The 12,032-nt window shown below is 42.4% G+C and carries 12 protein-coding genes; 9 read left to right on the top strand and 3 right to left on the bottom strand.

Annotation, left to right across the window (positions count from 1 at the left end; genetic code table 11):
• Window positions 1-279: 279 nt before the first annotated feature.
• Entirely contained in the window at window positions 280-732 is a 453-nt protein-coding gene (locus V7K21_RS24685) for a hypothetical protein (protein ID WP_335177898.1), read from the top strand.
• 203 nt (window positions 733-935) lie between these two features.
• On the opposite strand, the gene V7K21_RS24680 is transcribed toward V7K21_RS24685, so the two are convergent.
• Window positions 936-2,006, bottom strand: a complete 1,071-nt coding sequence (locus V7K21_RS24680; RefSeq protein WP_335177896.1) for a M28 family peptidase — start codon at window positions 2,004-2,006, stop codon at window positions 936-938.
• A gap of 465 nt (window positions 2,007-2,471) precedes the next feature.
• Between V7K21_RS24680 and V7K21_RS24675 the strand changes: the two genes are divergently transcribed.
• Both V7K21_RS24675 and V7K21_RS24670 read left to right on the top strand, forming a co-directional pair.
• Window positions 2,472-3,743, top strand: coding sequence for an urease accessory protein UreH domain-containing protein (locus V7K21_RS24675; RefSeq protein WP_335177895.1), 1,272 nt, complete (start codon window positions 2,472-2,474; stop codon window positions 3,741-3,743).
• Complete coding sequence (locus V7K21_RS24670; protein WP_335177893.1) at window positions 3,718-4,413, top strand: hypothetical protein; 696 nt, start codon at window positions 3,718-3,720, stop codon at window positions 4,411-4,413. The genes V7K21_RS24675 and V7K21_RS24670 overlap by 26 nt, the downstream gene beginning before the upstream one ends.
• A gap of 107 nt (window positions 4,414-4,520) precedes the next feature.
• On the opposite strand, the gene galE is transcribed toward V7K21_RS24670, so the two are convergent.
• Complete coding sequence (gene galE / locus V7K21_RS24665; RefSeq protein ID WP_335177891.1) at window positions 4,521-5,519, bottom strand: UDP-glucose 4-epimerase GalE; 999 nt, start codon at window positions 5,517-5,519, stop codon at window positions 4,521-4,523.
• Between the two features lie 423 nt (window positions 5,520-5,942).
• On the opposite strand from galE, the gene V7K21_RS24660 reads away from it, so the two are divergent.
• The 4 genes from V7K21_RS24660 (at window position 5,943) to V7K21_RS24645 (ending at window position 10,139) form a co-directional block, all read left to right on the top strand.
• Window positions 5,943-6,596: a hypothetical protein gene (locus V7K21_RS24660; RefSeq protein WP_335177890.1), complete on the top strand. Its 654-nt coding sequence runs from the start codon at window positions 5,943-5,945 to the stop codon at window positions 6,594-6,596.
• Window positions 6,597-6,879: 283 nt separating this feature from the next.
• Window positions 6,880-8,631 (top strand): ABC transporter ATP-binding protein, encoded by a 1,752-nt coding sequence (locus V7K21_RS24655; RefSeq protein WP_335177888.1) that lies wholly within the window; start codon window positions 6,880-6,882, stop codon window positions 8,629-8,631.
• Window positions 8,632-8,693: 62 nt separating this feature from the next.
• Window positions 8,694-8,915, top strand: coding sequence for a sensor histidine kinase (locus V7K21_RS24650; protein ID WP_335177886.1), 222 nt, complete (start codon window positions 8,694-8,696; stop codon window positions 8,913-8,915).
• A gap of 549 nt (window positions 8,916-9,464) precedes the next feature.
• A complete protein-coding gene (locus V7K21_RS24645) occupies window positions 9,465-10,139 on the top strand; it encodes a HupE/UreJ family protein (RefSeq protein ID WP_335177884.1) in 675 nt (224 codons plus the stop codon).
• 272 nt (window positions 10,140-10,411) lie between these two features.
• On the opposite strand, the gene V7K21_RS24640 is transcribed toward V7K21_RS24645, so the two are convergent.
• Window positions 10,412-10,714 carry a hypothetical protein gene (locus V7K21_RS24640; RefSeq protein WP_335177883.1) on the bottom strand — a complete coding sequence of 101 codons (303 nt, stop codon included), beginning with the start codon at window positions 10,712-10,714 and terminating at the stop codon, window positions 10,412-10,414.
• Between the two features lie 52 nt (window positions 10,715-10,766).
• Between V7K21_RS24640 and V7K21_RS24635 the strand changes: the two genes are divergently transcribed.
• Complete coding sequence (locus V7K21_RS24635; RefSeq protein ID WP_335177882.1) at window positions 10,767-11,390, top strand: hypothetical protein; 624 nt, start codon at window positions 10,767-10,769, stop codon at window positions 11,388-11,390.
• A gap of 18 nt (window positions 11,391-11,408) precedes the next feature.
• Complete coding sequence (locus tag V7K21_RS24630; protein WP_335177880.1) at window positions 11,409-11,762, top strand: helix-turn-helix transcriptional regulator; 354 nt, start codon at window positions 11,409-11,411, stop codon at window positions 11,760-11,762.
• Window positions 11,763-12,032: the final 270 nt, after the last annotated feature.

Raw genomic sequence — 12,032 nt, 5'->3', positions numbered from 1 at the left:
TATCACAGCTAAAAATTTGAGCATAAATCGGTGTTTACAGCCACAAAAGCCCGATTGTTTCTCAACTAAGTTTAATACTGTAACGAAGCTCTAAAACAGGGTAAGCGATCGCATCTCCAATCTGCACTTTTTGTGAACTGATATCTTGAGTGCAATTTTTTTTGACAGGAAACTTTAACCGACCGCTGAATGTTTTGTCTTTGCCCCTTAGCTTGCTGCTGTGGCTGCACAATCATTACTCATCAAATACCAGCTGCATCAACAATTTTTCTTGGCTTTATGCGTCACAGACTCCCCTATATTTTAATTTTGCTGCTCTCCCTAAGTATTATTACACTTTACTGGCCTGTGAATAATTCTGATTGCAATTTTGAGGCGATTCTTGCATCAAAAACTACAAAATTCCAAGTACATGCTACTAAGGTTATTGTTCAGCCGTGGCATGGTCGTCACCATGTTTATGGAATCTTTATGATTCCTGATGAATACAAACAAGCTCAATTGTTTGTGTTAACAGTCAAAGGTGCTGGCAGTTACTGTTCAAAACAATTTGGTTCTCGAAAAAACTTTAATGATATCTTTGCTGAACCAGGAACTTATTTAGTGAGGAAGTTTATTAGAACTCGAACAGCTCTACGGCTGATTGTCCAAGGTTTGTACTTTCAGATTAATGATAAACAGAACTGGACGTTGACTTTTCCTGAACTAAAAGTTGGTCAACATAATTCGTAATTATAGCTCCATGCCTGTTCCTACAGCGTGCCGTAGGCAAATAACTAATGAATAAATTTATTTTTTCATTAGTTATTTTCAGGTAAATAGACCACACCCTATGTACACAGTATTGCTGTATCCTGACAACATCTGTGGTTCAAAGAAATGAAAACTGCTGTAATAAATTAAGTCACTCTGTCCCTGAATTGATTAATTACGAATTAAGAATTATTTACTGAGCTTAGTGGTTGAGTTTCCAAAACCTCATTTTTCTCTAACAAGGCAGTAGTAGCATTGATTACAATTTGTGCTGCTCCTGTGAAAAACGATCGCTCGATAGTCGCTGGAACATCGCTAGGTTTATGATAGTGGGGAGTCCGTAAATTTGCGGTATCTGTCACCAGTACAGCACCTACGCCCTGATACCAAAATGCTGCATGGTCGCTGCGTAGGGTGTCTGGTGTCAGTAAACCTTTAAAAGGAATTGGTAGTGTTAAGACTGGTGGCAGATTTGATTCTTGTTTATTTAGAGCGGTTGAAGGGAACATCTGTGAGCTTTGAAAGGCATTCAGCAAAGGCAAATGTTCTGTATCACCAACTACTGCCAAAAAGTCGCCTTTGTCGCTAGGTGGGGTAACAGGCAATCCGGCAGGGTATTTTTGACACCCAGGAGTGTAACATGCATAACCTACCATATCCATAACGATGGCTCCGCCCAAGTTTTGTAAGCGTACTGTCTTGCTAACGAAAGCCTGACTACCTAAAAGTCCTGCTTCCTCTTTGTCAAAAAAAGCTAGCTGTAACCTCCGTGGCGTGGGACGGGAACCAAGCAACCGAGCAACTTCCAGCACCACAGCTACACCACTGGCGTTATCATCAGCACCAGGGGATAAGGCAACAGTATCATAATGCGCTGCTACGAGAATTGCTTTAGCAGCTTTGTTAGTTCCTGGGCGTTCGGCAAAAATATTCACACCGTCAGAGAACTTTTCCAATTTCGGCTTCCAGCCTAATTTTTTCAGTTCAGTTGTGATATAAGTGCGAGTAAGCGATCGCTCTGTTGTTGTGTAGCGCTGAAAATTCAACTTTTGGATATGGGTTAACAGCTTGTCAATAGATACTTGTAGGGTATTGTCAACCTCCTTTGATTTTGTCTGTGGTTGGGGTGTTTTCACTGGAATGCTTTCAACAATTGCTGGTGAGGGACGCTGTTCAAAAAACGTGCTACCTCTGCTACCCACCACCGCAACTGCCATCAGCACCAACAGCATCAGCCAAATCCATTTTTTCATGTCATTTATCTTTGACTTTCAGACTTAGGGTAGCGCGAATCCCCAGTCAGAATGACTTAGATAAACATCTAACTATTGCCAACTAAAATGGTATTCATTTTTAATGGTGTATAGACTCCAGAAACACTGCTGAGAAAGAATGTTGTGCGGTTATAGATACTTTAGCTATAAACATTAATGTATTTCTTGAGTACATTAGCTTTGGTAATTCCCAAAAGCATCGGATTTTAATTCTCAGTTACATAGCCATATTCTCAATAGGTGATTTATTACCCTAATTTTTAGCGCCCTCCTAATCAAGTTTGACAAATCGTCTTTTGACAGCGATCGCAACTTCACTTACACTGCCGCACTAGAGGAGTGCTGAGTACTGAGCAAAGAAGAAGAGAAAACAATTCCTTCTTACTTCTTCAAAATCTTTATTTTGACACTCAGGACTGATGACTCAGAACTCAGGACTTTTTTATGGTAGATTTATTGCTGATCTCAATCTTGGGTTTCCTGGGGAGTTTTGGACATTGCTTTGGGATGTGTGGCCCTCTAACAGTGGCGTTTTCCCTGTCTCATCAGCCGAAAATTCCACAAAAGGCTTCCTTGGGACGGATATCAACCTTAGAAAAGTCCGACACTTGGCAACAGCAATTAAAATTTCATCTTTTGCTAAACCTGGGGCGGATGTTGAGCTATGCTCTAGTCGGTGCTGGGATTGGGGCGCTGGGTTCGGTATTGCTGCAAGGTGGACAGCTAGCGGGTGTTGGTAGCAACTTCCGGCGCTGGATGGCAATTATAACTGGTATAATGCTGATTTGGTTTGGCTTAGGACAAGTAAAACCCGATTTACTGCCGCGCATTCCCGTATTACACCCCTTATTACAAGGTAGTTTACACGATCGCCTCAGCACAGGAATGGTTAAGCTTTCCTTCAAAACCAAATGGTGGACGCCAATGCTTCTAGGAATGACTTGGGGTTTAATGCCCTGTGGTTTCCTATATGCTGCCCAAATTAAAGCGGCTGAAACTGGCAATTTATGGATGGGTGGGGCAACTATGCTGGCGTTTGGTCTGGGAACTCTGCCCACTATGCTAGGTGTAGGCGTTTCCACATCATTGGTAAGTAAAGACAGGCGCAGTCAGTTGTTTCGATTAGGTGGTTGGGTGACACTCACCATTGGCGTCATCACCTTATTGCGGACTGGTGACACAATGGTAGATTACACCGGACACGCCGCTTTATTTTGCTTAATCTTGGCGCTAATTGCGCGTCCTATTAGTGGGTTGTGGGCTTCACCACTGCGTTATCGCCGCGCCCTGGGGGTGGGAGCTTTTGTGCTTTCTGTGGTTCATACCGCCCACATGATAGAACACTCATTGCAATGGAATTTTGCCGCCTTTGATTTTATGCCGCCAGAATTTCAGTGGGGTATGGCTGCGGGTGCTGTAGCATTGGTATTAATGTCCCCCGCCGCTTTTACGAGTTGGGAATCCTTGCAGAAATCTTTGGGCAAGCGTTGGCGACAGATTCATCTATTGGGTGTGCCAGCCTTGCTCTTGAGTGCCATTCATGCTGTGTTGATTGGTTCCCATTACCTGGGTTCCTTGCAATCAACTTGGGGAAATAAATTAGCGGCAGTACTGATGGGAATTGTTACCCTCAGTGTCTTAATGGTGCGATCGCGCTTTTTTTGGTCAAAGTTAGCCGTAGAAAAGTTTTATGTTCCCCCAACCAAATCGCGGTAAATCATCCTTGTTTTCTGGCTCCATCCCAACGAGTCATAAACAGAGAGGTTACCCGCTCAAAAACATTTCCTGGCATCAAGGAACAATAAAGTATTTATTATTCCTGAGTTGCTTAGTCATCTCAATAACTAATCTTTACCCTGCTGCTGCTCATCAGGTAGAAGTAACAGCAGATGTCGGTGGCACCCTCCACATTGAACCAAATGATAACCCCCAGGCTGGAGAACCAAGCCAAGTCTGGTTTGCACTTACCCGCAGAGGTGGAAGGGTGATTCCCCTGTCACAGTGTAATTGTCAGTTAGCTGTTTATGCCGAACCCTATGCAGCCGGAGAGCCACCACTCCTAGAACCACAGTTAGAATCTGTGGCAGCTGAACGCTATAAAGGCATTCCAGGTGCGGAAGTTGTCTTTCCCAAGCCAGGTATTTATGAGTTGCAACTAAATGGTAAACCAGTCTCTGGGGGAAGATTCAAACCGTTTAAGTTTAAATTTGAAGTTACTGTAGCAGGTGGCTCTACAGATGATACACGAAACCTGCGAGATGTCAATGGGGATTTAGTAAAGGGTGAATCTCAAAAATTCCCAATTTGGGCGATCGCACTTCCAATCTTCGCATTTATCGCCATCTTAGTTGTCGTACTGCAAAGTATGAAAGGCGGTAGGGAGTAGGAGAGTGGGAAGGGGGACAAGGAAGCAATTTTTCTTACTTGTCCCCCTTGTGGCAGTGAAAGCACAGAGGTGTGCCACAATCCAATAAATATTAATTACTTTCAAATTTACTGATGTCGCTTTTGATGCCACTGCCACGCATGAGCGACAATATCTTTTATGGAAAGGTACTGAGGTTGCCAGCCTAAGATTGTTCTGGCTTTCTCGCTGGTGCCAATGAGAATTGGGGGATCGCCAGGACGGCGATCGCGTTCTTCTACTGGTATCGAAATTCCTGTCACCTGTTCGGCTGCTGCAATTACTTCTCTGACGGAGAAGCCGCTGCCATTACCTAAATTAAAAACTTCGCTATCGCCACCTTTTAATAAATATTCCAATCCCAAAATATGGGCATCTGCTAAATCGTTAACGTGAATATAATCGCGAATACAAGTACCATCAGGCGTGGGGTAATCGATGCCGAAAATTGAGATAGATTCTCGTTTGCCTAAAGCTGTCATCAGCACCAAGGGAATCAAATGGGTTTCTGGGTTATGATCCTCACCAAGCAAACCACTGGGATTAGCACCAGCAGCATTAAAATAGCGAAAACGTACTGATTGGAAACCGTAAGCAACATCAAAATCAGAGAGAATCCGCTCTACCATTAGCTTTGTAGCGCCATAGGGATTAATCGGATTTTGGGGATGGGTTTCTGGAATGGGTACAAATTCTGGTACTCCATAGGTGGCACAGGTAGAAGAGAAGACAAATTTCTTCACAGATGCTGTCAGCATTGCTTCTAACAGAGTTAAAGTACCAACAACGTTATTACGGTAATATTTAGCTGGGTCAGTCACCGATTCTCCTACGTAGGCGTATGCAGAAAAGTGCATCACAGCAGCAATATCGCGGGTTTTAAATAGGTGATCTAGCAAGGCGCGATCGCCTGTATCCCCTACTATCAGTTCTACCTGTAAAACCCTTTCTACCAGGTCACGATGCCCATAGACCAGATTATCAAGGATGACAACGTTATAACCCGCTTGCTTCAAAGCAAGCACTGTATGAGAACCAATATATCCAGCTCCCCCCGTTACCAAAATGGTAGGCTTTTCAAGCGACATAGTTTTCCTTTTGAGTGGATTACTCAATTAATTTAGTTTATCGGTGCCACATTACTCTTCTGGAAAATTATAAATAATAGACGCAGTGTCAAAAAATTGCACTAAAATCACTACGACGGTAGTCTTTGGGTGTGAGGTTTGAGGTATTTTAAGTCAAACAGTACGATTACAATTTGACAATAAAATAAATCCATTTCCCGAAACCTCTAGGTTGACCCTTACGGGTGACGCTCCTAGCGTCGCTATTGCTAAGAAGTCGCTAGTTGTTTTATACCGGGAAACCATACATAGCAGTTCTTTTTGGGGAGCCACTTCTTCAACTAGGGTTCTCCCGGTTGAAGAAGTGGCGTGGAAACCCCGATCAAAGCAGACTGCCTCACCACCACACTGGCTCACCGCACCAGAAAATTTGAGAGTTAATCTATGTTTCTATTGCTAAGTCGGGTACTGCTGTGGCTGCTGATTGGCACTATCGTATATTCTCTGTTCCAGCGATTTTATCCCTCTGGAAGTTTTGTCGGGCGATTGATCCTAGTCGTTATTCTGGTAATCATAGCCCTATCATTTGTTAACCCCAATGAACCAGCTGTAGCCTCGTTGTCGAGGATGCTGTCTTTTCCACTCAAGCCTCTAGGAGCCTCTATTTTAATGATGATTTTTGCAGCTCAGAGAATCAAAGGAGGCGGGATAGACAAACCAGGTGGATACTTGGTAGGTTGGGCACTGACAATTTTGCTGTTAGCAAGTACACCAGCAGTTGCCTATTTACTTTATAGGGCACCTCTAGCAATGGCAGGTGAAACCTATGTAGCAACTGCTGCACCAACATCTGGGATACTGGTGGCATTAGGACAACAAACCACCCCAGCAAACATTTCAGATGTGACAGGCGATCGCATTCTTTCTTATAATTTAAGAGTGCCTCCCTACCTATTACAAGGAAGTCCTCAAGATATTCGCGCCCGCGGTTTACGACTTGAAGACTTTGTACCGAATGCACAAACGTTGGAATTGACAACCAGAACTTGGGAAACTTATCTCTTTGAAATTTACAGGTTCTTGCGTGTTCAGCGGTAATAAACTTAAAAAAGTAAAACTCAAAAGGTCACAATGCCACGCCCTAGTACCGCATTCCCCACAGGGTAGCGGTACTAGTAGCTGGATTAATTAAAGCTGTGATTGCCGCCACACCAAAAGTTGAAGTAGACATTAACATTCGGCTTTGGACCAAAGGGAACGGCAATAACTATCCAGTTAAAAGAGGTAGCAAAAGCTTAATTTATAAGCGATATTCCCTCTACATAGCTGCCCTCTTGGACTAGCAGTTAATCTAGGATGATAAGGTTGCAAAATTGCTTTAATGGCAAAATCTCGACGAATCGCTAAACTCACTGCTTACTTACGACCCCATTGGCGGGAAACGTCCTTGGGGATTCTCGCTTTGTTGTCTGTCAATGCACTGGGCGTTTATATCCCTTGGTTGATTCGTGCTGGTGTTGACAAACTCTCGACAACCTTCAGCTGGAACCAAATACTACATTACGTAGTTATCATTGTCTTGCTCAGTTCGGCAATGTGGCTAATGCGGATGGCATCCCGCATTTGGTTATTTGGGGTGGGGCGTCAGGTGGAATTTGACCTGAAACAACGGATTTTTGAACACTTACTCAAGCTGGAGCCGGCTTATTTTGCCAGTAATACTGCTGGCGATTTGATTAATCGCGCTACCAGTGATGTGGACAATATCAAGCGGTTATTAGGTTTTGCAGTTTTGAGTTTGGCAAATACGGTATTTGCCTACGCCCTGACACTGCCAGTAATGCTGGCGATTAGTGTGGATCTGACACTAGCCTCCCTGGCAGTGTACCCTTTTATGTTCTTGTTAGTGAGTTTGTTTAGCGAGCGCTTACGCAAACAACAAGCAGCAGTCCAAGAGCAACTCTCTGACATCAGCGAACTCATCCAAGAGGATATCAGTGGCATTGCCTTAATTAAAATCTATGCCCAAGAAGCAAACGAGCGTCGAGCCTTTGCTAAGAAAAATCAGCAGCTATTGACTGCTAACCTGGAACTGGCAAAAATCAGAAATACACTGTTTCCGCTAATTGGCGGGCTAGCCAATGTCAGCTCACTGGTAATCATCTGGCTAGGAGTAGGGCGGATGTCTTCTGGAACCCTTCAGGTTGGCGACTTTTTGGCACTGTTAATTTATGTAGAGCGTCTAGTTTTTCCTACTGCTCTTTTAGGATTCACAATTACTGCCTACCAACGGGGTGAAGTTAGTATCGATAGGCTTGAATCTATTCTCTCTGTCACACCGAAAATTCAAGACAGAGGCGATGCCATACATCTACCAGTGGCTGAACTTAAAGGGGAACTGACAGCTAAAAATCTCACCTACAATTACCCTGGTTCAACTACTCCAGCTTTAGAAAATGTTAACTTTACCATTATTCCGGGAGAAACCGTGGCAATTGTTGGGGCCATTGGTTCAGGGAAATCTACTTTGGCGAATGCTTTGCCGCGCTTGTTGGATATTGAATCAGAACAATTATTTTTAGATGGGCTGGATATTACTAAGATAGCTTTGGCTTCTTTACGAGGTGCGATCGCCTACGTTCCTCAAGATAGCTTTCTATTTAGCACTACAATCAAAAATAATATCCGCTATGGTGACCCAATTAGCGAACAAGAGCAGGTAGAATCTGTCGCTCAACTTGCCCAAATTGAATCAGAAATTAACAATTTTCCCCAGCAATACGAAACTCTCGTTGGTGAACGTGGTATTACTCTTTCTGGCGGTCAACGACAACGGACTGCCTTGGCTAGAGCGATGCTGGTCAATGCGCCAGTGTTGATTTTGGATGATGCCCTCTCTAGTGTGGATAATCAAACAGCCACACAAATCCTCAAAAATCTCTCTGGTGGTACTGAACGCAAAACAGTAATTTTCATTACTCATCAATTATCGGCAGCGGCAGCTGCTGACCGAATTTTTGTAATGGAAAAGGGAAGAATTGTTCAGATAGGCAATCATTCACAACTGGTGCAACAACAGGGTCTGTACAGAACTTTGTGGAGCCAGCATCAAGTTGAGGAATTATTGCATTAGTACTGCAAGGCGGAAGTCACTCATTCAAAAGTCAATAATTGGTTGTCATCTGTTAGTGGTCAATGCAAAAACAACTGGCAACCAACAATCCCCAGATTCGCATTTACACTGAGATTTTAGACAGCAATCAAGTGATAATTCGGATTGCTGATAATGGCTGTGGAATGACAGAAGAAATAATCCAAAAAATATTTGATCTATTTTATACAACTAAACCTGTTGGTTCAGGTACAGGTTTAGGGATGTCAATTAGCTACCCAATTATCAACAAGCATGGTGGTTAACTCAAGTGTATTTCTACACCGCTTCAAGGCACAGAGTTCATCATCTAGATTCCGATTCAGATAAAGTCTATTTGATGGTAATTTGGTCTACCCATTAAGACGTAAAACAACCATTCTCAAACACTACCGTTTCAGGAATTACAGTATGCCCGTTTTGCTAATGTGACATATAACACGAATGGATTGTCATTACCTTTAAATTGGGCGATCGCATGACTGCATTATATTTCAGTAATATCTGGTAGGTCTTGCTGATTCCATTTACACAAAGTCTGACGATGATTCTGAAAGTAATTTAAGTCTACTGCGATCAAGTAGATACCGTCTTGAATGTCAAGTATTGATGATTGGTGGTAGCAATGTCTGCGACGGGTAACTCTTGGAGAGGCTACGCCAACGCTTATGCAGCCCGTTATTAGAAAACTTTTACAATAACCGTGGATTTGCATAACTTGATAAAGCTAGTATAATCTGGCGTGATTACCACGTTACTTTTATTGAGTATGTGGGTAGTATAAATTACCGAAAAAACTAATTTGACAGATGGTAATGTTCAAAACTAAATTATCAGAACCCCCTGCTTGGAGCGAATTTTACACCTTGAAGTTAATGCATCGGCATATTGGGGCGATCGCAGCTCTAATCTTAATTAGCTTACTGAGTTCATTGAGTGGAATATCAGATCATCATACTATCTTTAACTGCTGGGAAGGCTTTCTCTGGGGACTGGCAGATCCAGTAATTGGCTTGGATTGTTTAGTTGGTATTATTGCTATTGGCTTACTCTCATCTATGTTTGTTCGTGGTGCTGTGATAGCTGGATGTTTTGTTTTAGCAGCAGTCTTGGGCATTGTAATTCATTTATTCCAGCTAAATTTACTAGGCACAGAAATAGCCATCGCCATTTCTACCATCGTTTTTGGTACTATGCTGATGATGCCAAATCAACCAAACTTTATGGTACTTGCTCTGGTGGGCGTCAGTGCTGGTTTATTTCAGGGTTACGCTGATGCTGAATCTATTATTGGGGCAGGAATGATGCCACTAGTTGCCTATACACTAGGCATTACCTTAACTCTGTTTGCGGTTGCAATGAGTGCCAGAGAAATTGGTGGTGCGATGGGTATGGGAGAAATAAACCGAATTTTACCCTGGAAAATTAGCATTGCTGGCTTCGGTTTGTGTGCGATCGGGATCGTGTTTTTGAGCAATTCGATAATTTAAATCACATATTTCAATTCAGTGGAATACATTCATTCATGAACTCTAAATCACTCTGAAACTGGATATTTACCCTGCACCGTTACATTGGTTTAGAGGCTGTCTCTAAAGAAATGTAAAGAGATAAAAGTAAGGCGATCGCAGCAGAAACCATCAGTCATTGCACAGATGTAATATAGCAATCCTATCTGATTTCGTTCAAATTCGTGGTGTCCAGATCCCCAACTTCTCCAAGAAGTCGGGGATCTAACTTTTCACAAATAATTTAGGAATTGCTATATATTAAGAGCGATCGCCAAACTTGGGCAATTACGCCATAGCACAGTCCAGATAAAAACGGCACAAAACTTGATTTTGTCAACTGAAACATCTGATATTGAAAAACTACTCGATAAATGCGGTAAGCGTAGCCATGTCGTCAAGCTTATCGCCCTCTTGTTGCAGAAATTTTCAGTTGCGTAGACGCTCTTAGCGGTGAGCCAGTCCGGTGGACGGGTTAAGAGGGATAAAGGAACTGGCTGTCTTCGTAACGTCTCGTAGAGAGGTGCGAGCGTCACCCATAGGCTTGTCGTAGACATCGCTCTTTATTCTGATTGATACTATTCTCAACAAGCAGTTAAGAGTATTACCATGACAATTCGTCTAACTGGGACAGAAGACTTTGGGGAATTTTGCGAGGATGTGCAGTTTAATGACTATGAGGGAAAAGCACAACTGTCTACTTGGTTCGGTCAAAGCAGCTTTTACTGGACTTTTCTTCGCCATAACCTTGAGCTAGTAATCTTTAACAATGAGTATTCTCAACCAGTGATTTTCGAGAGTATACATGATGATTTGCCTTTTCTTACATCTAAGTTTTTTCTGTCTGGTGGTATGAGAACCACTACGCCAAATGTACCTGGAGTCATTGACGATTATGAAGAAGTTGCAGGTTATAACTATTTATTTTTCTTGCCAGATATTCGGGAGTTTGAGCATTTTAATCCGAAGCAGCGCACTCAGTGTATTGGCATTTATTGGTATCCTGAATTACTTGATAGTTTCCAGGGAAGCTTTGATCAATTGCCAACTTTGCTTCGGCAATTGATAGAAAATCCAATAAAAGAGCGATTTCATCAGCCGTTAGGAGCAACCACGCCTGCAATGCGGTTAGTACTCAAACAAATATTGCAGTGTCCGTTTCGAGAAAAACTTAGACTAATATATTTAGAAGCAAAGGTGTTGGAACTACTGACACTCCAGATTGCTCAATAGGGAGAAAATAATCAGGTATTGGGGCGATCGCTTTATTTCCGTCCCAATGAAATTCAACGTTTACATCACGCCAAAGCTATTTTAAATCAAACGCTCCACAATCCACCTTCTCTATTAAATCTAGCTAAAGAAATCGGACTCAATGATTTTAAGCTCAAGCGGGGATTTAGAGAAGTTTTTGGGACTACAGTATTTGGATATGTGCAATCTTTGCGGCTAGAGCAAGCACAACGGCTACTGCGAGACACTAATTTCACAGTTGCAGAAATTTCTTCTCAAGTAGGGTACGAGAGTATAGGTCATTTTAGGTATCTATTTAAGCGGCAATTTGGTATCACTCCTAGAGAATATCGTCAGCAAAAATATTTATAGCAAAAAATACATCCCGATTCCGTCTTAAAAAATCCGGTTTTAGTATCTATGCAATCGCTCAGATTTCTGTATTCTCTTAAACAGAGTTATTTAAAAATAATTCTCAAATAATTGACTCTGTTGTGAAAAATCTGGTTAGGTGTGTGGAGTGATGAAACTGTTGCGATCGCTATTTATTTGTATCCGCTCAGAAAACCGGGGCAGGGAGAAAAAAGTAAGTAAGTGCGTCGTAGAATATGAAACATGACGCAACAATCATCACCAGATCAA

This window comes from Nostoc sp., from assembly GCF_036919595.1.
GTDB lineage: Bacteria > Cyanobacteriota > Cyanobacteriia > Cyanobacteriales > Nostocaceae > Nostoc.
This window is presented reverse-complemented; position numbering and strand designations above follow the sequence as displayed.

Coding starts and splice junctions, on each gene's coding strand:
- V7K21_RS24685 (WP_335177898.1), top strand. CDS start 280: ATGCGTCACAGACTCCCCTATATTTTAATTTTGCTGCTCTCCCTAAGT.
- V7K21_RS24680 (WP_335177896.1), bottom strand. CDS start 2,006: ATGAAAAAATGGATTTGGCTGATGCTGTTGGTGCTGATGGCAGTTGCG.
- V7K21_RS24675 (WP_335177895.1), top strand. CDS start 2,472: ATGGTAGATTTATTGCTGATCTCAATCTTGGGTTTCCTGGGGAGTTTT.
- V7K21_RS24670 (WP_335177893.1), top strand. CDS start 3,718: ATGTTCCCCCAACCAAATCGCGGTAAATCATCCTTGTTTTCTGGCTCC.
- galE (WP_335177891.1), bottom strand. CDS start 5,519: ATGTCGCTTGAAAAGCCTACCATTTTGGTAACGGGGGGAGCTGGATAT.
- V7K21_RS24660 (WP_335177890.1), top strand. CDS start 5,943: ATGTTTCTATTGCTAAGTCGGGTACTGCTGTGGCTGCTGATTGGCACT.
- V7K21_RS24655 (WP_335177888.1), top strand. CDS start 6,880: ATGGCAAAATCTCGACGAATCGCTAAACTCACTGCTTACTTACGACCC.
- V7K21_RS24650 (WP_335177886.1), top strand. CDS start 8,694: ATGCAAAAACAACTGGCAACCAACAATCCCCAGATTCGCATTTACACT.
- V7K21_RS24645 (WP_335177884.1), top strand. CDS start 9,465: ATGTTCAAAACTAAATTATCAGAACCCCCTGCTTGGAGCGAATTTTAC.
- V7K21_RS24640 (WP_335177883.1), bottom strand. CDS start 10,714: ATGTCTACGACAAGCCTATGGGTGACGCTCGCACCTCTCTACGAGACG.
- V7K21_RS24635 (WP_335177882.1), top strand. CDS start 10,767: ATGACAATTCGTCTAACTGGGACAGAAGACTTTGGGGAATTTTGCGAG.